Below are 22599 nucleotides of genomic sequence, written 5' to 3' on the forward strand. Positions count from 1 at the left end.
TCACGTCGACCTGCGGCGTCCCCGCCGCGCGCCCAACCTCCGCAGCTGCTCGTAGAGCGCGCGCTCGTCCGCGGTCGCCGCCTCGGGGACCCGTACCTGGATGCGCACGTCGAGATCTCCCCGCCGTCCGCCGCCGAGGCGGGGGAGCCCCTTGCCCCGCAGGCGCAGGACCGCTCCGGGCTGCGTTCCCGCCGGGATCACCAGCTCGACGGTGCCCTCGAGCGTGGGGACGTCGATGCGCGTGCCCAGCACCGCCTCGGGCACCGGGATCGTCTCGGTGCGCCAGAGGTCGGCGCCATCGCGCTCGAAGCGCGGGTCGTGCGCGAGGCGCACCACCGCGTAGAGGTCGCCGGGCGGAGCGCCGGGCTCGGCGCCCGGCAACCCGCGGCCCGCGAGGCGCAGCGCCGTCCCCTCCTCCACTCCGGGTGGCACGGTGATCTCGAGCGCCTCGGCGCGGGTCACCTCTCCGCGCCCGCCGCACTCGGGGCAGGGCTCGTCGATCACCTTGCCGCTGCCGGCGCAGGTGGGGCAGGTCGTGATCTGGCGAAAGTGCACTCCGGCCTGGTCGCGGCTCGCGACCCGCTGCCCGGTGCCGCCGCAGGAGGCGCAAGCGCGCGGCGAGGTGCCCGCCTTGGCGCGCGTGCCGTGGCACGCCGGGCACGCGACGGGACGAGAGAGGCGGAGCGTCTCCTTCCCTCCCTGGCTCACCCGGTCGAGCGAGACGGTCAGCTCCACCTGGAGGTCCTCTCCGGGCCGCGGTCCGGCCCGCCCCCGGGCCCCGCGCCCGAAGAGGCGCTCGAACAGGCTCGAGCCGCGATCGAACCCGAAGCCGAGGTCGCCGAACAGGTCCCCGAAGTCGAGGCCGGAGACGAGGTCCTCGGGCGAGAACCCCGCCACGCCCGCGAAGCCGCGCGCGTCGTAGTCGGCCCGCTTCCGGGGGTCCGACAGCACGGCGTACGCCTCCGCGATCTCCTTGAAGCGCTCCTCGGCCTCCGGCGCCTTGTTGCGGTCCGGGTGGTACTGGAGCGCGAGCCTCCGGAACGCGTCCTTGATCGCCGCCTCGCCGGCGTCGCGCGCGACGCCCAGCACCTCGTAGTAGTCGCGGCGCGCCTCGGCCACGGCGGGGTCCTCAGGCGTGCTTCTTCTCCTCGTACTGCGCGTCGACCACCTTGCCGCGCGGCCCGGCCCCCGTCGGGCGCGCCTCGCCCGGCCCGGCGGAGGGAGGCGGCGGGCTCGGCTGCTCGTACGCGCCCGGGGTCTGGGCGTAGAGGGCGGCGCCGGACTCGCGCACCGCCTTCTTCAGCGCCTCGGCGCGCTCGGCCGCGAGGCGCGCGTCCCGCTTCCCCGCCGCCTCGCGCACCTCTCGCACGCCCGCCTCGAGCCGGCGCCTCAGGTCGTCGGGGAGCCGGTCGGAGAAGTCGCCCAGGACGCGCTCGGCCTGGTACGCGGTCGCCTCGGCGTCGTTCAGCTTCTCGGCCTCTTCCCTCCGCCGCCTGTCCTCCTCCGCGTACTGCTCCGCCTCCTTGACCATCCGCTGCTTCTCCGCCTCGGGCAGCCGCGTCGAGCCCGTGATGCGGATCGACTGCGACCTCCCCGTCGCGGTGTCCTTCGCCGACACGTCGAGGATCCCGCTCGAGTCGATGTCGAACGTGACCTCGATCTTGGGCACGCCGCGCGGCGCGGGCGGCAGGCCCCCGAGGTTGAACTCCCCGAGGCTCGTGTTGTCGGCCGCCATCGGGCGCTCGCCCTGGTAGACGTGGATGGTCACGCTGGTCTGCATGTCGGCGGCCGTGGTGAAGCTCTCGGAGCGCTTCACCGGGACCGGCGTGTTTCGCGCGAGGAGGGGGGTGGCGATGCCGCCGAGCGTCTCCACGCCCAGCGTGAGGGGCGTCACGTCGACGAGGACGATCTCCCCCACCTCTCCGGTCAGGACGCCGGCCTGGATGGCGGCGCCGGCCGCGACGCACTCCATCGGGTCGACGCCCATCTCCGCCTTCCTTCCGAACAGCTCCTCGAAGAACTGGCGCACCGCCGGCATGCGCGTGGGGCCACCGACGAAGACCACGCGGTCGATCTCGCGCGGCGTCCGTCCCGCGTCGCGGAGGGCCTGCTCCACCGGCGCGCGGCACCGCTCGATCACGGGGCGCACGATCCGCTCCAGCTCGGCGCGCCCGAGCTCGAGCTCGAGGTGGACCGGCGTCCCCTCCCGCGCCGCCACGAAGGGGAGGCTCACGCGGGCGGTCACGCTCGCGGAGAGCTCGATCTTGGCGAGCTCGGCGGCCTCGAGGAGCCTCGCCTCCGCCTTCCGGTCACCGCGCAGCTCCACCCCCGTCTGCTGGCGGAAGCGCTCCGCGAGGTGCTCGAAGATCCGGGCGTTCATGTCGGTGCCGCCGAGCTGGGTGTCGCCGCTCGTGGCCTTCACCTCGAAGACGCCCTTGCCGAACTCCATGACGGTGACGTCGAGCGTCCCGCCGCCGAGATCGATGACGACGATGCGGAGCTCCTGGGCGAGGCGAACGAGGCCGTAGGCGAGCGCGGCGGCGGTGGGCTCGTTGACGAGGCGCCTCACCTCGAGCCCAGCGATCCGGCACGCGTCGCGCGTGGCGGCGCGCTGGTTGTCGTCGAAGTAGGCGGGGACCGTGACGACGGCCTGTTCCACCTTCTCGCCCAGGAACGCCTCGGCGTCGCGCCGGATCTTCTGGAGCAGGAAGGCCGAGAGCTGCTCGGGCGTGAACTCGCGATCGCGCAGCCGGATCTTCTCGCGGCGTCCCATCCTCCGCTTGAACCCGGTGGCCGTCCCCTCCGGGTTCGCGACCGCCTGGCGCCGCGCGGGCTCGCCGACGAGCAGCTGTCCATCGGGGGTCAGCGCGACGTAGCTCGGGAAGGCCTTGCCGCCGAGGCTCACGCCCTCTGCGCTGGGGATGATGACCGGTCGGCCGCCCCGCAGGACCGCCGCGGCCGAGTTGGACGTGCCGAGGTCGATGCCGATGACCGCCATGCTCCCTCCCCGCGGCGGGCGCGGGCCACGCCACGACCGCTCTGGCCGGCCGCGCACTCGCTGCCGCGAGCTTACGCCCGCGGTCCGGGAGCGGCGCGGCCCGATGGAGCGGGCGCGACCCGCGGAGGGCGGCTCGAACGGCTCACGCCGGAGCTCCGCCCGCCGCGCTTCCTGCCGACCGCCACCGAGGCGCAGGGGGCTGGCCGCCATTGCGGGCCGCGCGGAGGTTGCTTATACAACCATACATGCCCCGCACCCCCGCAGCGCGCGCGTCCGACGAGATCGCCGCCGAGTGCCTCGCGAGCCGCGCCCGCTTCCTCGACCGCCGCCTCGCCTCCATCTACGAGCGCGCCCTCCGCCCGCTCGGCCTGCGCCGCACCCAGCTCACGCTGCTCGTGGCGATCGCGCGGGCGGGCGAGCGGGCGACGCCCACCGTGGTGGGCCGCGCGCTGCAGCTCGAGAAGTCGACCGTCAGCCGGGAGCTGGCCCGGCTGCAGGCGCTCGGCTGGGTCCGCGTCGAGCCTTCCCCCGACGCCCGGGCGCAGCGCCTCGCCCTGACGGCCGCCGGGACCCGGACGGTCGAGGCCGCGCACCCGCTCTGGCGCAAGGCGCAGCGCGAGGCGCGCGCGCTCCTCGGCGATCGCGCCGCCGCGGCGCTCGCCGCCCTCACCGTCCGGCTCCATCCGCGCTTCGCGGGCTAAACGAGCGATCATGATTCGGAAACAGGCAACGAGCGAAGCGAGGCCGCCGGGGCGCCACCGCGATAGCGGCGAAGCCGCCCGCGGCGGCGCACGGGACCCGGCGAGCCGGGGTGGGGCCCCGACGAGCTTCGCTCGGCGGGGCGGGGGCGCAGCCCCCGTCAGAACATGCCTGAACGACAGCGTGATGCGCGACACCGAAGGTGGTCGCGAATCGCGAACTGTCGTTTAGGAGGCCTCTCCCTTCGCCCCGGGCGCGGCGCCCGGTCCGGGGCGGTGAAAGCCGTCGGGCGCAGGGTTGTACGTACAACGCGAGCCGCCGGCTCGCGGGAGGTTCACATGGCAGCGCTCGTTCCCGGGTTCGTGTGGCCGATCGTCATCGGCGTGGAGGTCCTCCTCATCGCCCTCGTCGTCCTCGCCCTCCGCCGGCACGCCGGCGTGGGGGCGACGGCGGCGGGCGTGTTCCTCGGGGCGTGGCTCGTCCTCGTGATGCTCCTCGCCGCAGCGGGGGCGTTCGCCGGAGCGCCGGATCGCCCACCGTGGGTCGCCCTCGCCGTCTTCGCCCCCATCCTCACGGGCGGCCTGGCGCTCTCGGCCTCGCGCACCCTGCGCGCGCGGGCGCTCGCGATCCCGCAGCCCTGGCTCGTCGGGATCCAGGCGCTGCGCGTCATCGGCGTCGTCTTCCTCGTGGCCCACGCCCGCGGCGCACTCCCCGGCCAGTTCGCGCTCCCCGCGGGCTGGGGCGACCTCGCGGTCGGCGCCGCCGCGCCCCTCGTGGCCTACGCGCTCGCGACGGGCAAGCGCTTCGCCCCGCACCTCGCGCTGGCCTGGAACGTCGCCGGTCTCCTCGACCTCGTCGTCGCCGTCGGCACGGGCGCGCTCTCCGCGCCGGGCCCGATCCAGGTGTTCACCACCTCGCCGTCGTCGGTCGCGCTGGGGGAGCTCCCCCTCTCCCTCGTCCCCACGTTCGGCGTCCCGATCTTCGTGCTCCTGCACGTCCTCTCGCTCATGGGCCTCCGCGCGCGGGCGCGCGCGCACGTCGAGCGCCCCGGCGCCGCGGGCAGCCCGACGCCCGCTCTCGCGCGGTGACGGCCGTCCCGGGGCCCGCGCGCGGCGACCGTCCCGGCGCAGCCGGGCGACTGCCGCGCTCGGGGGAGGCGCGCCTCGGCGGGCGAGCCGTCGCTCCTCCATCTTTGGTGCGCGTCCTCCCGGGCCCTCGACGCCCCGCCCCGGCGCCCGTAGAGGGCCCACATGCCGGACGTACGCTTCGTGTACTCGAGCGGCCTCGCGACCCCGCGCTTCACGAACGGGGTGCTACGCGGGAGCTGGGACGAGCGCGGGCGGGCCGCCGCCGCGTGGACCGAGCGGCCGATGACCGCCGTGACCTGCGAGGATGGTTCGGCGGGGTTCGAGGCGACCGTGTCCTTCCCGGCCTCGGAGCTCGGCAAGCGCTTCGAGTGGGACGTCGTCGGGGACGGCCCGGGCGGCCGCCGCGTCCTCGTCGCCACGGAGGAGGACGACCCGCTCTCGCGCCGGACCGTCCGGGCGTTCACGCTCGCCGGCGGCGGCCAGGTGGAGCGCTACCACCTCGCCCTCGGCCGGCGGCTGGGGGCGAACCCGCTCCGCCGCGACGGCGGCGCGCCAGTGCTCCAGTTCGCGCTCTGGGCGCCCAACGCGCGCGCCGTTGAGGTGGTGCTCGGCGACGGCACGAACGGCTACATCTCCGACGACGGCACCGGGAGCGCGTCGCTCCCGCCCGTGCCCCTCGCCCCCGCCGGCGAGGGGCTCTGGCAGACGCGCCTCGACGATCCCGCGCTCGCCGACTACTTTCGCTGCGAGCACACCCCCTACCTGTTCCGGGTGACGCGCGACGATGGGTCCGTCTCCTACCGGACCGATCTCTACTCGCGCTGGCAGGTGGGCCAGGGGAGCTTCGATCCGCAGGGGCGCATCTTCGGCGGCACGGCCGCGGGGCTCGACGGCGCGGTGAGCTGCTCGGCGGTGGTGGATCCGGACACGTTACCGGCGCCCCAGGGCGGGGCCAGCGGCTTCGTGCCGTGCACGGACTTCTGGTGCGAGGAGCACGACCCGGCGCGTCCGGTGCCCTCGCGGCTCGAGGACCTCGTCATCTACGAGCTCCACGTCGGGTCGCTCGGCGTCGGCCGGCCCGACGCCGGGAACCTCGAGGACGCGATAGCGCTGCTCGACGAGCACCTCCTCCCGCTCGGCGTGAACGCGGTCGAGCTCCTGCCGATGGCCGAGTTCAGCGGCGACGCCGCGTGGGGCTACGGCAACTCGCACCACCTCGCCATCGAGATCACCGCCGGCGGGCGCGACGCGCTCATGCGCTTCGTGCGCGCCTGCCATCGCCGCGGCGTCGCCGTCATCCAGGACGTCGTCTACAACCACTGGGACTTCAACGCCGCGCGCGCCGAGTGGCAGGTGGACTCGGCCGCGCCCGAGCGGAACATCTACTACTGGTACGAGGGCAAGGCCGGCGAGCATTCGCGCCCCGAGGGCGGCTACGTGAACAACGGCTCCTCCGGGTGGGCGCCGCGCTACTGCGAGGAGCAGGTGCGCCGCCTCTTCGCCTCGAGCGCCGCGATGCTCGTGGACGAGTTCCACGTCGACGGCTTCCGCGTGGACCTCCTCGACGCCATCCACCGCGACAACCGGCTCAACGAGCCCGGCGGCCCGCCCGTGCCGCGCGCCAACCTGTACGGCGCGAAGATGCTCCGCGAGTGGGCGCGGACGTTGCGCCTCATCCGCCCGTCGGTGATGCTCGTCGCGGAGGACCACACCGGCTGGGGCGACGTGACGCGGCCGCTCGACGAGGGCGGCCTCGGGTTCGACGCCGCCTGGTACGTCGACTTCTACCACCACCTCGCCGGGCCGCGACCCGAGGGCGGCTGGGCCGCGCTCCTCGCGGAGGCCGGCTACGGCGACGACCGGGCGCTCGCCATCGACCGCTTCGACGGCGCGCTGCACGGCGCGGCGGACCGCAAGGTCGTCTACCACGAGTCCCACGACGAGGCGGGGAACTCCCCGGGCTCGGCGCGCACGATCGTCCTCGCCGTCCAGGGCGCGCCGCTCGTCGGCGCGACCCGCGACTGCGCCGAGGCGCGCTGCCGCGTCGCCGCCGGGCTCTCGCTGCTCTCGCCGGGGACGCCGATGTTCCTCATGGGCGAGGAGGTGGGGGCGGCGAACCCGTACCGGTACGACGACTTCCTCGCGCACCGCGAGGATCTCGCCGGCCTGCGGCGCGGCCTCGGCGCTCGGCTCTTCCGCTGGTACCAGGAGCTCATCCGCCTCCGGCTCGGACGGGCGGCGCTGCGCTCGCGCAGGGTCGCGACCGTGCACCGCCACGAGGCGAACCGCGTGATCGCGTTCCTCCGCGGGGACGCCGAGCTGCTGGTCGTCGCGAGCCTCGCGAACCGCCCCTTCGCGGCCGGGTACGTCCTCGAGAGCGCCGCGCTCCCGGACGCGGACTGGCACGAGGTCCTCAACAGCGACGCCGCGGTCTTCGGCGGCGCGGGCGTCGGAAACGGCGGGGCGCCGCGGCGATCCACTTCTGGCCGCCTCGAGGTCATCGTCCCCGCCAGAGGGCTCGTGGTGCTCGAGGCGCGTTGACGCCGCGCTCGAGCCCCAGGCCCCGGACAGGACCGGCCGGCTCGCCGACGGCACGGCAGGCCGCGCGAGGAGGGTTGAAGTGCACGGCTTTCGCGCTAGACCTTGCAGATCGTCGAGCGCCTCGCTCGGCCGGAGCGTGCATGCCGGAGCCACGAGCCTCGCCGTCGATCCCGCCCACCGAGCGCGAGCTGCGCGAGGCCGAGGAGCGCGCCCGCGCGCGCGCCGAGGAGCTGGAGCGCACCGTCGACGAGCTCAGGCGCGCGGAGCAGGCGCTCCGGGAGAGCGAGGCGAAGTACCGCGGGCTGTTCGACCACATGACGAACGGGTTCACGCTCTGTCGGGTGATCTTCGAGGGCGACCGCCCGGTCGACTACGTGCACGAGGAGGCGAACCTCGCCTTCGAGGCGCAGACCGGCCTCCGCCGCGACGCCGTCCTCGGGCGCCGCATCTCGGAGGTCCTGCCCGGCCTCCGGGAGGACCCCGCGGGCTGGATCGAGCTCCTCGGCAACGTCGCCCGGACCGGCGAGCCGGTCCACTACGAGAGACACCTCGCGGAGCTCGGCCGGTGGTTCGAGGCGACCGCGTACCGCCCGAAGCCGGGCTACTTCGCCGTCCTCTTCCTCGACGTGACCGAGCGGAAGCGCACCGAGGAGCGGCTGCGCGAGAGCACGACCCTCCTGCGCGAGAGCACCCAGCTCCTGCGGGCGATCAGCGACACCTCGGGCGACGTCATCTTCGCGAAGGACCGCGACGGGCGGATGCGCTTCGCGAACCCGGGCACCGCCGCGCTCGTCGGCAAGCCCGCCGGCGAGATCCTCGGCAAGACCGACCTCGAGTTCCTCTCCGACCCCGCCGTGGGCCGGCAGATCATGGAGACCGACCGGCACATCATGGCGAGCGGCGAGCCGGCCGAGGTGGAGGAGGCCGTCCCACTTCCGGACGGACGCCCGCGCGTCTGGCTCTCCCGCAAGACGCCCTACCGCGACGCCGACGGCAACGTCATCGGCCTGCTCGGCATCTCGCGCGACATCACCGATCGCAAGCGGATCGAGGACGCGCTGCACGAGGCCAACGAGCGGCTGCGGGAAGCCGACCGCCGCAAGGACGAGTTCATCAGCGTCCTCTCCCACGAGCTCCGGAACCCGCTTGCGCCGATCCTGAGCAGCATCCAGCTCCTCGGCCGCGCCGCCCCGGACAGCCCCCAGGCGGCGCGCGCGCGGGAGGTCATCCACCGCCAGGCGGAGCACCTCACCCGGCTCGTCGACGACCTGCTCGACGTGACCCGCGTCACGCGCGGGAAGATCCAGCTCCAGCGCCGCCGCGTCGACCTGCGCGACGTGGCGCGCCGCACCTGCGACGACCACCGCGCCATCTTCGACGAGCGCGCCGTCGAGCTGCGCATCGACATGACGCCGGGCGCCGTCTGGATCGAGGCCGATCCGACGCGGATCTCGCAGATCGTCGGGAACCTGCTCCAGAACGCCGCGAAGTTCACGCCGGCGGGGGGCACGGTCTTCGTCCACACCGGCGTGGCGCACGGGCAGGCGGAGCTCCGGGTGCGCGACGACGGCGTCGGGATGGATCCCGGCGAGATCGACCGCATGTTCGAGCCGTTCGCGCAGGCGGAGCGCAGCCTCGCGCGGACGCGCGGCGGGCTCGGGCTGGGGCTCGCCCTGGTGCGCGGCCTCGTCGAGCTGCACGGCGGCACCGCCCGCGCCGACAGCCAGGGTCCGGGCCGCGGCGCGGAGTTCGTCGTCACCCTGCCGCTCGCGCCGGCGCCCGAGGCGGAGGCGACCCGCGCGGCGGAGCGCGGCGCGGCGACCGGCCTGAGCGTGCTCATCGTCGAGGACAACGTCGACGCCGGCCAGTCGCTCGCGGACCTGCTCGAGCTCTCCGGTCACCGGGTCGCGCTCGCGCACGACGGGCGGACCGGGATCGCCCTCGCCGGCGAGCTCGTGCCCGACGTGGTCCTGTGCGACATCGGCCTGCCGGACGTGAGCGGGTTCGACGTCGCGCGGGCGCTGCGCGCCGACGAGCGGCTCCGCCGCACGCGCCTCGTCGCCCTGAGCGGCTACGCCCAGCGGGAGGACCTGGAGAAGGCCAGGGAGGCCGGCTTCGACGCCCACCTGCCGAAGCCGCCGTCGCTCGATCGGCTCGAGGCGCTGCTCGGGGCGCTCTGAAGGGGGCCGCGCCCCGGCCCGCGCACATCGCCTCGCTCGCCGACCGCTCCGAGCGTTCGCTCAGATCCGGTTCATCCGCCGCGCGGCGAGCGTGAGCTCGCGCCGGAAGTCCGGGTGCGCGATCGCGATGAGCGCGAGCGCCCGCTGCCGCGCAGTCCGCCCGCGCAGCTTCGCGACGCCGTACTCGGTCACCACGTGGTCCACGTCGTTCTTGCCGGTGGTGACCACCGCGCCGGGCTCGAGCATCGCGACGATGCGCGACACGGTCCCCTGCCGCGCGGTGGACGGCGCCGCGATGAAGCTCTTGCCGCCGCGGGACAGGTTCGCGCCCCGCACGAAGTCCACCTGCCCGCCGCTGCCGCTCCACTGCGCGGGGCCGATGGCCTCCGAGCAGCACTGGCCGAGGAGGTCCACCTCGAGGGTGGCGTTGATCGCCACCACCCGGTCGTTCCGGCCGATCTCGTATGGATCGTTGGTGTGATCGACGGGGTGCATCTCGACCGCCGGGTTCTCGTGCATGAAGTCGTAGAGCCGGCGCGTCCCGAGCGCGAAGGTGGCGACCGACGCCCCCGGGTGCGTGGTCTTGCGCGAGTTGTTCACGGCGCCGCAGCGCACGAGGTCCACCACCCCGTCGGTGAGCATCTCGGTGTGGATCCCGAGGTCGCGCTTGGCGGTGAGGGCGGCGCACACCGCGTTCGGGATCCCGCCGATGCCGAGCTGGAGCGTGGAGCCGTCCTCGATGAGTTCCGCGATGTGGCCACCGATGGCCCGCTCGACGGCGGTCACCGGCGCCGGCGTGAGCTCGAAGAGCGGGTCCTCGCACTCGACGACGCGGTCCACCTGGGAGACGTGGATCCTGCAGTCCCCGCGGGTGCGCGGCGCGGCGGGGTTCACCTGGACGACGACCTTCCTCGCCTTGCGGAGCGCCTCCATCGTGTAGGCGACGGAGAGGCCGCAGGTGAAGAAGCCTTCCTCGTCCATCGGCGAGACGGCCGTGGCGAGCACGTCCACCGGCCAGTGCTCGCGCAGGAGCCGCGGCACCTCGTGGAAGTGGTTCGGGACGAAGTCCGCCCAGCCGCCCTGCACCGCCGACCGCGAGGCCGCGCTCGTGAACCAGGAGCAGAGCGCGACGTGCGGCGCCGACTCCCGGTCGAGGTACGCGTCGGTGAGGGTGTGCTGCTGGTGCACGACGACGCCGGAGAGCTCGTGCTTGCGCGCGCCGAGCGCCTTCACGAACAGCGTCGGCTCCGCCGCGCAGATGGGGAGGACGAGCTGGTCGCCCGAGCGCACGATCGCGGCCGCCTCCGCGGGGGTGCAGCGCCTCTCCCGGTACAGCTCCGCGACCGTCGCCATCGCGCCCCCTCACCCGTCGTGGACCGCGAGCGCGAGGAGCTGCGCGCCCTCCTCCACGATCGCCCCCACCCCGTAGTGGAGCTCCGCCACCGTCCCGTCGCGCGGCGAGGTGATGGTGTGCTCCATCTTCATCGCCTCGAGCACCATGAGCGGCGCCCCCTTCTTCACCTCGGCGCCCGGCTCCACCATCACCGCGACGATCTTCCCGGGCATGGGGGCGGTGAGCCGGCCCGCGTCCACGTCCCGGTCCGCCGCCGCGGCGCCCGGGTCGAAGAGGCCGAGCCGGTGCGCGTGGCCGGGCGTCAAGATCGTGAGCCCGTCCCCGCCGCGGACGACGGTCGCCCTCACCCGCGCGCCGTCGAGGTCGGCGACGAGATCGCCCGCCGGGTCGCGCTCGGCGCGCGCGAGGAGCGCACCGCCGGGGAGCTCGAGGAGGTGCCCGCCGGCGCGGTAGTGCGCGACGACGCCGACGCGCCGCTCGCCGTCCTCGAAGGTGAGCACGTGGTGGGCGTCGGCGTTGAGCAGCCACCCGTCGGTCCGGTTCCACGGCGAGTGGGGATCGGACGAGTCGCGCGCCGCGGCCTCCGCCTCCTCGCTCCGCGCGAGGAGGACGTCGAGCGCGGCGAGCGCGAGGACCGTGTCGGGCGCCGGCGCCGCCCCCGAGACGAGCCCCGCGCGGTGGCGCTCGAGGAAGCGGGTGTCGAGGTCCCCCGCGGCGTAGGCCGGGTGGGCGGCCACCGCGGAGAGGAACGCGAGGTTCGTCGTGACGCCGACGATCTGGTACTCGGCGAGCGCGGCGCGCAGGCGGCGCAGCGCGGCGGGCCGATCGACGTCCCAGACCACGAGCTTCGCGATCATCGGGTCGTAGTGGACGCTGACCGCGTCGCCCTGCCGGACGCCCGTCTCGATCCGGACGTGGGCGCTCTCGGTGGGCGCGCGCAGGTGCGTGAGCGTGCCGGTCGCGGGGAGGAACTCGCGCGCCGGGTCCTCCGCGTAGATGCGCGCCTCGATCGCGTGCCCGGCGGTGACGAGGTCCTCCTGCGTGCAGGGGAGCGGCTCGCCGGCGGCGACGCGGAGCTGCCACTCGACGAGGTCCTGCGCGGTGACGAGCTCCGTGACCGGGTGCTCCACCTGCAACCGGGTGTTCATCTCCATGAAGTAGAACTGACCGTCCTCGTCGAGGAGGAACTCGATCGTGCCCGCGCCCACGTAGCCGATGGCGCGTGCGGCCGTGACCGCCGCCCGGCCCATCCGCTCCCGCAGGCCCGCGCCGAGCCCCGGCGCGGGCGCCTCCTCGAGCACCTTCTGGTGGCGGCGCTGGATGGAGCAGTCGCGCTCGAACAGGTGCACCACGCCGCCGTGCGCGTCCCCGAACACCTGGATCTCGACGTGGCGCGGCTTCGCGAGGTAGCGCTCGAGGAGGACGCGGTCGTCGCCGAACGCCGCGAGCGCCTCGCGCCGGGCGCCCGCGAGCGCGGCCTCGAACGCCGCCGGCTCGGTCACGGCGCGCATGCCCTTGCCGCCGCCGCCGGCGGTCGCCTTGATGAGCACCGGATAGCCGATGCGCTCCGCCTGCGCGGCGAGCGCCTCGGGGCGCTGATCGTCGCCGTGGTAGCCCGGGACGAGCGGGACGCCGGCGCCGCCCATGATCTTCTTGGCGGCGCTCTTCGAGCCCATGGCGCGGATGGCCGCCGGCGGGGGACCGATGAAGACGAGGCCCGCCGCCGCGCACGCCTCCGCGAAGTCGGCGTTCTCGGAGAGGAAGCCGTAGCCGGGGTGGATCGCGCGCGCCCCGCTCTTGCGGGCGGCCTCGAGGATCGCGGCGCCGTCGAGGTAGCTCTCGCGCGCGGGGGCGGGGCCGATGCGGTACGCCTCGTCCGCCATCGCGACGTGCAGGGCGCGCGCGTCGGCGTCGGAGTAGACGGCCACCGTCCGTACGCCGAGCCGCCGCGCGGTGCGCATCACCCGGCAGGCGATCTCCCCGCGGTTGGCGACCAGGATCTTCTCGAACATGCCGTGGACCTCCAGGGTCACATCCGGAAGACGCCGAACGTGGTCGCCTCGATGGGCGCGTTGAGCGCGGTGGAGAGGCCGAGCCCGAGGACGGTGCGGGTCTCGGCCGGATCGATGATCCCGTCGTCCCAGAGCCGGGCGCTCGCGTAGTAGGGGTGGCCCTGCGTCTCGTACTGCTCGCGGATGGGGGCCTTGAAGGCCTCCTCCTCCTCCGCGCTCCACCGCCCGCCGCGCGCCTCCAGCGCGTCGCGCTTCACCTGGGCGAGGACGCTCGCCGCCTGCTCCCCGCCCATCACCGAGATGCGCGCGTTGGGCCAGCTCCACAGGAAGCGCGGGGAGTACGCGCGCCCGCACATGCCGTAGTTGCCGGCGCCGAAGCTCCCGCCGATGAGCACGGTGAACTTCGGCACCCGCGCGCAGGCGACGGCCGTCACCATCTTGGCCCCGTCCTTCGCGATGCCGCCCGCCTCGTACTTGCTGCCCACCATGAAGCCGGTGATGTTCTGCAGGAAGACGAGCGGCACGCCGCGCTGGGCGCAGAGCTCGATGAAGTGCGCGCCCTTCAGCGCCGACTCGGAGAACAGGATCCCGTTGTTCGCGACGATGCCCACCGGGTAGCCGAAGACGTGCGCGAAGCCGCAGACGAGGGTCGTGCCGTAGAGCCGCTTGAACTCGTCGAGCTCGGAGCCGTCCACGATGCGCGCGATCACCTCGCGCACGTCGTAGGGCTTGCGGGTGTCGGTGGGGATGACGCCGTACAGCTCCGCCGGATCGTGGCGCGGCTCGGCCGGCCGCCGCAGCGCGAGGCCCGGGTGCTTCACGACGTTCAGGTTCGAGACGATCCGCCGCGCGATGCGCAGCGCGTGCGCGTCGTCCACCGCGTAGTGGTCGGTGACGCCGGAGGTGCGGCAGTGGACGTCGGCGCCCCCGAGGTCCTCCGCGGTCACCACCTCGCCCGTCGCGGCCTTCACGAGCGGCGGCCCGCCGAGGAAGATCGTCCCCTGCTTGCGCACGATGACGCTCTCGTCGGACATGGCCGGCACGTACGCGCCGCCCGCCGTGCACGAGCCCATCACCACCGCGATCTGCGGGATGCCCGCCGCCGAGAGGTTCGCCTGGTTGTAGAAGATGCGCCCGAAGTGATCGCGGTCCGGGAACACCTCGTCCTGCTGCGGGAGATTCGCGCCGCCCGAGTCGACGAGGTACACGCAGGGCAGCCGGTTCTCGCGGGCGATCTCCTGCGCGCGGAGGTGCTTCTTCACGGTGATCGGGTAGTAGGTGCCGCCCTTCACGGTGGCGTCGTTCGCGACCACCACGCACTCGCGCCCGCTCACCCGCCCGACGCCGGCGATGATTCCCGCCGACGCGACCTCGCCGCCGTACATCCCCCACGCCGCGAGCTGCGACAGCTCGAGGAAGGGGGCGCCGACGTCGAGGAGCTGGCGGATCCGCTCGCGCGGCAGGAGCTTGCCGCGCTCCAGGTGCCGCGCGCGCGCCCGCTCGCCGCCGCCCTGCTCGACCGCCGCCACCTTCTCGCGCAGGTCGGCGACGAGCCCGCGCATCGCCTCGGCGTTGCGCCGGAACTCCGCGGACCTCGCGTCCACCGCGCTCTCGAGCACGCTCATGCGAACCGTCTCCCGAAGGGTTGCGCGCCGTTCTTGCCGCGGGGTGAATGCCGCCGCTACGCGGCGGTCTCCTCGAAGAGCTCGCGGCCGATGAGCATACGGCGGATCTCGCTCGTGCCCGCCCCGATCTCGTAGAGCTTCGCGTCCCGCAGGAGCCGCCCGGTGGGGAACTCGTTGATGTAACCGTTCCCGCCGAGGCACTGGATCGCGTCGAGCGCCATCCGGGTCGCCCGCTCCGACGCGTAGAGGATCGCGCCGGCGGCGTCCTTGCGGCTCGTCCTGCCGGCGCCGCAGGCCCGCGCGACCGCGTAGACGTAGGCCCGGCAGGCGGAGAGCGTCGTGTACATGTCGGCGAGCTTCCCCTGGATGAGCTGGAACGTGCCGATGGGCTGGCCGAACTGCTCCCGCTCGTGAACGTAGGGGAGGACCACGTCGAGGCAGGCCTGCATGATCCCGAGCGGCCCGCCCGCGAGGACCGCCCGCTCGTAGTCGAGGCCGCTCATGAGCACGTTCACGCCGCGCCCGACCTCGCCGAGCACGTTCTCCGCCGGCACCTCGCAGTCGGCGAAGAGCAGCTCGCAGGTGTCGGAGCCGCGCATGCCGAGCTTGTCGAGCTTCTGGGCGGTCGAGAAGCCGGGGAAGCCCTTCTCCACGAGGAAGGCGGTGATCCCGCGCGCCCCGGCGGCGGGATCCGTCTTCGCGTACACCACGACCACGTCGGCGTGCGGGCCGTTCGTGATCCACATCTTGGTGCCGTTCAGGACGTAGCGATCGCCCCTCCGCTCGGCGCGGAGCCGCATGCTCACCACGTCCGAGCCGGCGTTGGGCTCGCTCATCGCGAGCGCGCCGACGTGCTCGCCCGAGACGAGCCTCGGCAGGTAGCGCCGCCGCTGCGCCTCGCTCCCGTTCCGGAAGATCTGGTTCACGCACAGGTTCGAGTGGGCGCCGTAGGCGAGCCCCACCGAGGCGGACGCGCGGCTCACCTCCTCCATCGCGACCACGTGCTCGAGGTAGCTCATCCCGGCGCCGCCGTACTCGGGCGACACCGTGATCCCGAGGAGCCCGAGCGCGCCCATCTTGGGCCACAGGTCCATCGGGAAGTGGTTCGAGCGGTCGATCTCCGCCGCGCGCGGCGCGAGCTCGCGCGCGGCGAAGTCGCGGACGGTCTGGCGCAGGAGCTCGGCGGTCTCGCCGAGGCCGAGGTCGAGCGAGGGATGCGTCTTCATGGTCTGGCCTCCGCCGCCGGAGCGGCGCACGTGCGGCGCGGGGCGGAAAGAGCGCGCCTCACGCGAGCTCCTTCAGGATCTCCCCCGCGATGATCACCCGCTGGAGCTCGTTCGCCCCGGCGTAGATCGAGGTGAGGCGCGCGTCGCGCGCGTAGCGCTCGATGGGGAACGCGCGCGTGTAGCCGGCGCCGCCCATCATCTGCATGGCGGTGTAGCAGGCGCGGTTCGCGGCGTCGGTCGCGAAGAGCTTCGCCATCGAGGCCGCCTTCGCGAACGGCTGGCCGCGCTCCTTCCGCCAGGCGGCGCTCATGAGCAGGAGCCGCGCCGCCTCGAGGTCGGTGTACGCGTCCGCGATCATCCACTGGACGCCCTGGAGCGCGGTGAGGCTCTCGTCGAACTGCACCCGCCGCGAGGCGTAGCGCGTGGCGAAGTCCATGGCGGACAGGCCGATGCCGAGCGCGAGCGAGCCGATGCCGATGCGGGCCCTCGCGAGCTCGGTGACCGCCATGCGGAACCCGTCGTTCTGCCGCCCGACGAGCGCGCCGCGGGGGACGCGGCAGTCGTGGAACTCGAGCTCGGTCGTCGCGGTGGCGCGCTGGCCGAGCTTGTCCTCCGGCCGCCCGACGCGGAGCCCCCGCGTCCCGGCCTCGACGAGGAAGCAGCTCATGCCCTTCCCCTTCGGCGCGGCCCGGTCGGTGACCGCCCACACGAGGAAGACGCCCGCGAACGGCGCGTTCATGGTGAAGCGCTTCGCCCCGTTCAGGATCCAGCCGTCGCCGTCGGGCGCCGCGGTCGTCGCCACGGCGGCGGCGTCGGAGCCGGCGCCCGCCTCGGTGAGCGCGAAGCTCGCGGCGGGGTACTCGCCGGCGCAGAGCCTCGGCAGGTGGAGCGCCTTCTGCTCCGGCGAGCCGATGTCCTGGATGACCTCCGCCACCATGTCGTTCAGGACCAGGGTCGTGGCGGTGGAGGCGCAGACGCGCCCGATCTCGGTCATCGCCACGCTGAAGGCGATCGCCCCCGCCTCCGACCCGCCGTGCTCGCGCTTCACCTCGAGGCCGGTGAGGCCGAGGTCGGCGAGCTTCTTGAGGTTCGCGAGGAAGACGCGGCGGTCGAACTCCCGATCGAGCTGCGCGGCGACCGGCTCCAGCTCGGCCTGCGCGAACTCCCGCGCGGTCGTCTGGATCGCCTTCTGCGCCGCGGAGAGCTCGAGCTCCATGCCACGACGGTGTGCATCGGGTGGACCGCGGCCTTGTCCCGAGCCAAGGTCCGCGTGCATCCCCCCGGCACGACGAGGCTTTCGGCCGCCTGGCGACGCCGAGGCGGCGGCCGGATGGACGAGCGCCTGCCTCGTGGATGAAACAGGCTTCCGCTGGGGTGACACAGGCCGCCGTTCGTGCCGGGGCGTCTGCACGCGAGGGCGAATGGCTCAGCGCGGGCGCTGATTCTCATCAGGAGCGCGCGCGAGCCTATCTGTTCCAGGTTGACACAGCTATGCTTCGCTACCGAAACAGCGCGACGGAGACGCGATGCCCGACCCGAGCCGGCGGCCGATCATCTGGGTGTTCAGCACGAGCCGCCTGCGGCAGGTGTTCGAGGGGGTGGCCCCGAGCTACGCGGCCGCGGCCGACGTCCGCGTGTTCGACAAGGTCTTCGAGGAGGCGCTCGAGATCGCGCGCGCGCGGGTGGACTCGGGCGAGGAGGTGGACGTCTTCGTCGCGGCGGGCTGGAACGCCGCCTACCTCCGCGATCACGCGCAGGTCCCGGTGGTGCTCGTCTCTCCCTCCGCGAGCGACGTGCTCCAGGCGCTCGCCGACGCCTGCCGCCTCGCGCGGCGCGTCGCGGCCATCCCGTTCCGCAAGGCGCTCGCCGGCGTGGAGATCTTCGCGGAGAGCCTGGGCGTCGCCCTCGAGCAGCGGCCGTACGAGACGCTCGAGGACGCGCGCGCAGCGGTGGCGGACTTCGCCGCGCGCGGATTCGAGGTCGTCGTCGGACCGGGGCCGGTGTGCGACGTCGCGGAGAAGGCCGGGCTCCGCACCGTCCTCCTCTACGCCCGCGACTCGGTCTGCGAGGCGATCGAGCAGGCCGTCGAGGTCGCCCGCGCCGTGCGCGCGGAGGACGCCGAGCGGGAGCGGCTCCGCGGCATCCTCGATCACCTCGTCGAGGGCGTCGTCGCGGTGGACCCCGAGGAGCGGATCCAGTCCGTGAACCCGGCCATGGAGCGGCTCCTCGCGGCCCCCGCGGGCGAGGTCCTCGGCAAGCGGCTCTCGCAGGTCGCGCCCGACCTCTCCCTCGGCCGCGTGCTCGAGACCGGCAACGCCGAGCTCGACGACGTGCAGCGGGTCGGGAGCCGCACGCTCGTCGTGCACCGCATCCCGCTCCGGCAGCGCGGCCGCCCGCGCGGCGCCGTGCTCACCTGCCAGGACGCGAGCACGATCCAGCGCCTCGACCGGAACCTGCGCTCCCGCTACCGGCCCCGGCGCTTCGTCGCGCGCCACCTCCTCTCGAGCATCGTCGGGGGCTCGCCGGGGATGCAGGAGGTGCGCGCCCTCGCCGAGCGCTACGCGCGCACCGACGCGACGGTGCTCGTCACCGGCGAGAGCGGGACGGGGAAGGAGCTCGTCGCGCAGGGGATCCACAACGCCAGCACCCGGCGCGACCACCCGTTCGTCGCCATCAACTGCGCCGCGTTCCCGGAGGCGCTCCTTGAGTCGGAGCTGTTCGGCTACGACGAGGGCGCCTTCACGGGGTCGCGCCGCGGCGGGCGCCCGGGCCTGTTCGAGGCGGCGCACACCGGCACGATCTTCCTCGACGAGATCGGCGACATGCCGATGACCCTGCAGACCCGGCTCCTGCGCGTGCTCCAGGAGCGGCAGGTGCTGCGGCTCGGCTCGAACGACCCGACGCCCGTGGACGTGCGCGTCATCGCCGCGACGAACAAGGATCTCAAGGCGGCGGTCGCGGCGCGCGAGTTCCGCGACGATCTCTACTACCGGCTCAACATCCTGAAGCTCCACCTGCCGCCCCTGCGCAGCCGCGAGGAGGACCTCGCCGCGATCGCGGCGGACCTCCTGCAGCGCGCGCTCCTCCGCCACGGCGCACCCGGCGCGCACGCGCGGGCGCTCGCCCTGCTCCTGCCGCGGCTCGGCGGCTACGCCTGGCCGGGCAACGTGCGCGAGCTCGAGAACATGGTCGAGCGCGTCGCGGTGCTCTTCGCGGACCGCGACCCGGACGCCCCCGTCGCGGAGGACGCGCTGCGCCGGATCGTGCCGGAGCTGTTCGCGGAGGACCCTCCCGCCGAGGCGCCACCCCAGCCGGTGCGCCGCGAGCCGCCCGGCGCCCCGGGCAGCGCGGCGGGCGCACGGCCGACCGATCTGCGGAGCGCCCGCGATGAGCAGGAGCGGGAGCTCATCCGGCGCGTGCTCGACGAGGTGGGCGGCAACCAGTCGGAGGCCGCTCGCCGGCTCGGCATCGGGCGCTCCACGCTCTGGCGCAAGCTCAAGGCAGGGGCGTGAGCTCGAGGTATCGCGGCGAGCCTCGACCCCTCCTCCCGAGCGCGGCCACCTCCCCTCGAGCTGGCGCTCGAACGCTCTGGCATGGGCCGGCCGCTCGTCCTCCGAGCGGGTGAGCGACCGCTTCGTCCAGGTCCGCGCAGGCAGTGATCGGTTCACTTGAATTTTCTTCAACCGACATGTGTTCCAATGAACGATGAAAGGAACGACGAAGAATCGGGAGCTGGATACGCTGACGCCTTACCTCGAGGCGTCGCGCCGTCAGGGGCCGCTGTCGCGCGAGGCGGAGCGCCAGCTCGCGCTCCGCGCGCGGCGCGGGGACGCGCGAGCGAAGGACGAGCTCGTGCGCAGGAACCTGGCGCTCGTGGTGATGATCGCCCGCAAGCAGATGCGCGGCACACTGCGCCTCGACGAGCTCGTGCAGGAGGGAAACCTCGGCCTGCTGCGGGCGATCGAGAAGTTCGACCCCGACGCCGGGACGCGGTTCTCGACGTACGCGGTCTGGTGGATCCGGGCGTACGTCTGGAAGTACCTGAAGCAGGGGCGCTCCGCCGTGCGCCCGAAGAGCGGCACCGTCGCGATGGCCGATCTCTCGCTCGACCGCACGGTCGACGAGGAGGGTGACGTCTCGCACCTCGACCGCCTGGAGGACGAGGGGCCCGGACCGGACGAGCTGTACGCGGCGGCGGAGCACGACCGCAAGCTCCGCTCGGCGCTCGAGCGGGTGCGCGGACGGATCGGCGAGGTCGGCTGGGACATCGTCCAGACGCGGCTCAAGCAGGACCCGCCCGACACCCTCGAGACGATCGGCAAGCGCTGGGGCGTGTCGCGCGAGCGCGTGCGGCAGCTGGAGCTGCAGACGAAGCGGTTCCTGCACGGCTACCTGAGCTCGATCCGCGAGGCGGAAGGCGAAGGCGATCGCGAGGCCGCGTAGCCCCGAGCTCCAGAGCGGGGAGAGGTCCGGATGGCGGGCGACGGCGAGAGGCGCTGCAGGCGGTGCGGGGACGGCGAGCTGCGGGAGGAGACCGAGACGCTCTCGGTCGAGCTCCCGCGCTCGGCGGTGACCGCCTCGGTCTCCGTCCCCGTCCGCCGCTGCGCCGCCTGCGACGACGTCCAGCTGGACGCGTCGCTGCGCGAGCGCTTCCGCCTCGCCACCTGCTGCGAGCTCGCCGACGCCGGCGTGGACACGGGAGAGGCGCTCCGCCACATGCGCAAGGCCCTCGGCCTTCGCGCCGCGGAGCTCGCGCGCCTGCTCGACCTCACGCCCGAGACGATCTCGCACTGGGAGACGGGCCGCGCCGCCCCGAACCGCGCCGCGTTCATCGCCGTGTGCGCCATGGTGCAGGACGCGCTCGACGGCCGGACCACGACGCGCGACCGGCTCGCGCGGCTCGCGAGCCCCGAGGACTACCCGCACGCGCTCGCGGTGAAGCTCCGCTGAGGACCGGGTTCGCCCGCGGCGATCGCAGGACGTCCCTCGTCGTGCTCCAGCTCGGGAGCAGCCCCGGCGGGCGCCCGCCCGCACCCCATCGTCGCGCGATGGTCACGCAGACTTCGCCGGCGCGCCGCCCAGCGCCACGCGGCTCCGGTCAGACTCACGGGCATGAACGACCAGCGAACCGTCTACTGCGGAAACAGGCACCGCCGCGCCGACGGCGTCCCCATCGGGCACTCCTGCCGGATCCTCGCGCCCGAGTACCTTCGCGCCGAGCGGCTCGAGGAGTACGGGTGGGCAGCCACCTTGCTCGAGCGGATGCCCCTCGTGCTCCACCCGGGGGCGGCCGACCTGCGCCAGGCTCGCGGCGAGCCGCCTGAGCAGGAGCGAGCGGCCGTGGGGGCGTTCGGGCAGCGCTGCGGCCCTTCCGGCCGGCTCACGACGCGGAGCGCCGCGGCTCCGCCTCGCGCGCGGTGACCGCGAGGAGCGGCGCGATCGCGCGCCAGGTCTCGCGCAGCCGCCGGCACCAGCCGAGCGAGGCGCGGACGAAGGCGATCGCCTCGGCCGGCCTGCGGAGCGCGGCCGAGAGCGTGCGGGCGAGGTGGCCGCCGCGGGCGAGCCCGCGCGCCGAGAGCGCGGCCGCGATGCATCGGGCGACGGGCGGGAGCGGCGCCGCCGGCGTGTCGGTCACGACGCGGAGCACCGAGAACGGGAGGCCCGCCTCCGCGGCGATGCGGGCGAGCGCGGCGGACTCCATGTCGCCCACGACGGGCGGCTGGAGCCCCTGGCCGGCCGCGGCGAGCACCTCCGCAGCGGAGAGGAGCTCGACCGGACGCGCCGCGGGCGCGAGCCGCAGCAGCTCCGGAGGCAGCTCCAGCGGCGCGCGCTCCCCGTCGGCGAGCCGGTGCAGCGCCCGCGCGGTCACGACCGCGCCCACCTCGAGCCCCAGCGAGAGCGCGCCCGCGAACCCGGACGACACGACGAGCGAAGGCCGGGGCCCGCGCGCGAGCCGCGCGGCGAGCGCCGCCGCGGCGCGCTCCGGTCCGACGCCGGTGCGGAGCACCTCGATCCCGCTCGCGCCCGCGTCCGCGCTCCCGCGGCGGCAGGCCGCCGCCTCGGCGAAGGTCGCGGCGCAGACGACGATGCCCGCCGCGCGGGGGCGCGCGCGGAGCCGCAGCGCCACCGCAGCGAGGGTGATGGCGGACACCGCCCCGCTCGCCGCCGCGAGCCGGAGATCGCGGATCGCGATCGTCACCGCCAGGTTGAAGCCGAGGATCCCCGCGTACACCGCGTAGATCCCCGCGGTGAAGCGCGGGTGCAGCGGTCGGAACGGCCCGCGGCACCCCGGCAGCCGCGCGACGCCGCGCTGGAACACCCACGCGCTCGCCGCGCCGACGACGAACCAGCCCGCGAAGTTGGCGGCGGTCACGCCGAAGTAGAACCCGCGGTGCGGGTACTCGTAGATGCGCCCGAGGAACCACTTCTCGCCCTGCAGCGTCACGGGATCGATGACGACGTCGAGGAGCGTCATGAGGACGCCGGCGAGGAGCGGCGCCAGCGGGTGGAGGAGGCCCGGGGCGCGGCCGCGGTCGCGCTCGTCCGCGGGCGACAGGAGCGCCCCGGCGAGCGCGAGCGCGAAGTAGGAGAGGAACACGAACGAGAGCGAGTCCCAGAACGGCACGTTCGAGATCCAGAGCTCGCGCGTCCGCGTCTCGTCGAAGTAGCGGTAGGGCCCGAAGGGGAAGCCGTTGCGGGTGGAGCTGTACTCCGCGCCGAACGCCAGGAGCCAGGACGTGACCGCGAAGGCGAGCGTCCGCCGCGCGCCGAGCTGGTGGAGCGCGAACGCGAGGAAGCACGCGAAGAACGCGTACACGTAGGGGCGGTGAACGACCGTGCCCCAGAGCAGCGCCGCCGCGTCCGCGAGCGCCATGG

General features: G+C 74.3%; 16 protein-coding genes. 8 read left to right on the forward strand and 8 right to left on the reverse strand.

Features of this window, described 5'->3' with window-relative positions; all coding sequences use genetic code 11:
* A complete protein-coding gene (locus MNY62_RS06975) occupies positions 1–1119 on the reverse strand; it encodes a J domain-containing protein (protein ID WP_279426335.1) in 1119 nt (372 codons plus the stop codon).
* A 10-nt stretch (positions 1120–1129) separates the two neighbouring features.
* A complete protein-coding gene (gene dnaK / locus MNY62_RS06980) occupies positions 1130–2998 on the reverse strand; it encodes a molecular chaperone DnaK (RefSeq protein WP_242343392.1) in 1869 nt (622 codons plus the stop codon).
* A 245-nt stretch (positions 2999–3243) separates the two neighbouring features.
* Here dnaK and MNY62_RS06985 point away from each other — a divergent pair, with 245 nt between their 5' ends.
* The 4 genes from MNY62_RS06985 to MNY62_RS07000 all read left to right on the forward strand — a co-directional run bounded on the left by MNY62_RS06985 (position 3244) and on the right by MNY62_RS07000 (position 9506).
* Entirely contained in the window at positions 3244–3699 is a 456-nt protein-coding gene (locus tag MNY62_RS06985; protein WP_242343393.1) for a MarR family winged helix-turn-helix transcriptional regulator, read from the forward strand.
* A 336-nt stretch (positions 3700–4035) separates the two neighbouring features.
* Positions 4036–4785: a hypothetical protein gene (locus tag MNY62_RS06990; RefSeq protein WP_242343394.1), complete on the forward strand. Its 750-nt coding sequence runs from the start codon at positions 4036–4038 to the stop codon at positions 4783–4785.
* A 162-nt stretch (positions 4786–4947) separates the two neighbouring features.
* Positions 4948–7326, forward strand: a complete 2379-nt coding sequence (locus MNY62_RS06995) for an alpha-amylase family glycosyl hydrolase (protein ID WP_242343395.1) — start codon at positions 4948–4950, stop codon at positions 7324–7326.
* Between the two features lie 140 nt (positions 7327–7466).
* On the forward strand, positions 7467–9506 hold the full coding sequence (locus tag MNY62_RS07000) for a PAS domain-containing protein (protein WP_242343396.1): 2040 nt from the start codon (positions 7467–7469) through the stop codon (positions 9504–9506).
* A 60-nt stretch (positions 9507–9566) separates the two neighbouring features.
* Here MNY62_RS07000 and MNY62_RS07005 read toward each other — a convergent pair whose 3' ends face one another.
* Genes MNY62_RS07005 through MNY62_RS07025 form a run of 5 tightly spaced genes read right to left on the reverse strand, consistent with a single transcriptional unit; the run spans position 9567 to position 16939 of the window.
* Positions 9567–10859 (reverse strand): acetyl-CoA hydrolase/transferase family protein, encoded by a 1293-nt coding sequence (locus MNY62_RS07005; RefSeq protein ID WP_242343397.1) that lies wholly within the window; start codon positions 10857–10859, stop codon positions 9567–9569.
* Positions 10860–10868: 9 nt separating this feature from the next.
* Complete coding sequence (locus tag MNY62_RS07010; protein ID WP_242343398.1) at positions 10869–12872, reverse strand: acetyl/propionyl/methylcrotonyl-CoA carboxylase subunit alpha; 2004 nt, start codon at positions 12870–12872, stop codon at positions 10869–10871.
* Between the two features lie 17 nt (positions 12873–12889).
* The gene (locus tag MNY62_RS07015) at positions 12890–14497 is read right to left on the reverse strand and encodes a carboxyl transferase domain-containing protein (protein ID WP_242343399.1); all 1608 of its coding nucleotides are present in this window, start codon (positions 14495–14497) and stop codon (positions 12890–12892) included.
* A gap of 56 nt (positions 14498–14553) precedes the next feature.
* Positions 14554–15723: an isovaleryl-CoA dehydrogenase gene (locus MNY62_RS07020; protein WP_242343400.1), complete on the reverse strand. Its 1170-nt coding sequence runs from the start codon at positions 15721–15723 to the stop codon at positions 14554–14556.
* 58 nt (positions 15724–15781) lie between these two features.
* Positions 15782–16939, reverse strand: coding sequence for an acyl-CoA dehydrogenase family protein (locus tag MNY62_RS07025; RefSeq protein ID WP_242343401.1), 1158 nt, complete (start codon positions 16937–16939; stop codon positions 15782–15784).
* Between the two features lie 310 nt (positions 16940–17249).
* On the opposite strand from MNY62_RS07025, the gene prpR reads away from it, so the two are divergent.
* The 4 genes from prpR to MNY62_RS07045 all read left to right on the forward strand — a co-directional run bounded on the left by prpR (position 17250) and on the right by MNY62_RS07045 (position 21144).
* Positions 17250–19235, forward strand: a complete 1986-nt coding sequence (gene prpR / locus MNY62_RS07030; RefSeq protein ID WP_242343402.1) for a propionate catabolism operon regulatory protein PrpR — start codon at positions 17250–17252, stop codon at positions 19233–19235.
* Between the two features lie 193 nt (positions 19236–19428).
* Entirely contained in the window at positions 19429–20166 is a 738-nt protein-coding gene (locus tag MNY62_RS07035; RefSeq protein ID WP_242343403.1) for a sigma-70 family RNA polymerase sigma factor, read from the forward strand.
* A gap of 30 nt (positions 20167–20196) precedes the next feature.
* Entirely contained in the window at positions 20197–20673 is a 477-nt protein-coding gene (locus MNY62_RS07040) for a type II TA system antitoxin MqsA family protein (protein ID WP_242343404.1), read from the forward strand.
* A 162-nt stretch (positions 20674–20835) separates the two neighbouring features.
* On the forward strand, positions 20836–21144 hold the full coding sequence (locus tag MNY62_RS07045; protein WP_242343405.1) for a hypothetical protein: 309 nt from the start codon (positions 20836–20838) through the stop codon (positions 21142–21144).
* Here the strand turns inward: MNY62_RS07045 and MNY62_RS07050 are convergent.
* Positions 21104–22597, reverse strand: a complete 1494-nt coding sequence (locus MNY62_RS07050) for a carotenoid biosynthesis protein (protein WP_242343406.1) — start codon at positions 22595–22597, stop codon at positions 21104–21106. The genes MNY62_RS07045 and MNY62_RS07050 overlap by 41 nt on opposite strands.
* Positions 22598–22599 lie beyond the last annotated feature (2 nt).

This window comes from Anaeromyxobacter terrae (genome assembly GCF_022690685.1).
GTDB classification, from domain to species: domain Bacteria; phylum Myxococcota; class Myxococcia; order Myxococcales; family Anaeromyxobacteraceae; genus Anaeromyxobacter; species Anaeromyxobacter terrae.

Coding starts and splice junctions, on each gene's coding strand:
- dnaK (WP_242343392.1), bottom strand. CDS start 2,998: ATGGCGGTCATCGGCATCGACCTCGGCACGTCCAACTCGGCCGCGGCG.
- MNY62_RS06985 (WP_242343393.1), top strand. CDS start 3,244: ATGCCCCGCACCCCCGCAGCGCGCGCGTCCGACGAGATCGCCGCCGAG.
- MNY62_RS06990 (WP_242343394.1), top strand. CDS start 4,036: ATGGCAGCGCTCGTTCCCGGGTTCGTGTGGCCGATCGTCATCGGCGTG.
- MNY62_RS06995 (WP_242343395.1), top strand. CDS start 4,948: ATGCCGGACGTACGCTTCGTGTACTCGAGCGGCCTCGCGACCCCGCGC.
- MNY62_RS07000 (WP_242343396.1), top strand. CDS start 7,467: ATGCCGGAGCCACGAGCCTCGCCGTCGATCCCGCCCACCGAGCGCGAG.
- MNY62_RS07005 (WP_242343397.1), bottom strand. CDS start 10,859: ATGGCGACGGTCGCGGAGCTGTACCGGGAGAGGCGCTGCACCCCCGCG.
- MNY62_RS07010 (WP_242343398.1), bottom strand. CDS start 12,872: ATGTTCGAGAAGATCCTGGTCGCCAACCGCGGGGAGATCGCCTGCCGG.
- MNY62_RS07015 (WP_242343399.1), bottom strand. CDS start 14,497: ATGAGCGTGCTCGAGAGCGCGGTGGACGCGAGGTCCGCGGAGTTCCGG.
- MNY62_RS07020 (WP_242343400.1), bottom strand. CDS start 15,723: ATGAAGACGCATCCCTCGCTCGACCTCGGCCTCGGCGAGACCGCCGAG.
- MNY62_RS07025 (WP_242343401.1), bottom strand. CDS start 16,939: ATGGAGCTCGAGCTCTCCGCGGCGCAGAAGGCGATCCAGACGACCGCG.
- prpR (WP_242343402.1), top strand. CDS start 17,250: ATGCCCGACCCGAGCCGGCGGCCGATCATCTGGGTGTTCAGCACGAGC.
- MNY62_RS07035 (WP_242343403.1), top strand. CDS start 19,429: ATGAAAGGAACGACGAAGAATCGGGAGCTGGATACGCTGACGCCTTAC.
- MNY62_RS07040 (WP_242343404.1), top strand. CDS start 20,197: ATGGCGGGCGACGGCGAGAGGCGCTGCAGGCGGTGCGGGGACGGCGAG.
- MNY62_RS07045 (WP_242343405.1), top strand. CDS start 20,836: ATGAACGACCAGCGAACCGTCTACTGCGGAAACAGGCACCGCCGCGCC.
- MNY62_RS07050 (WP_242343406.1), bottom strand. CDS start 22,597: ATGGCGCTCGCGGACGCGGCGGCGCTGCTCTGGGGCACGGTCGTTCAC.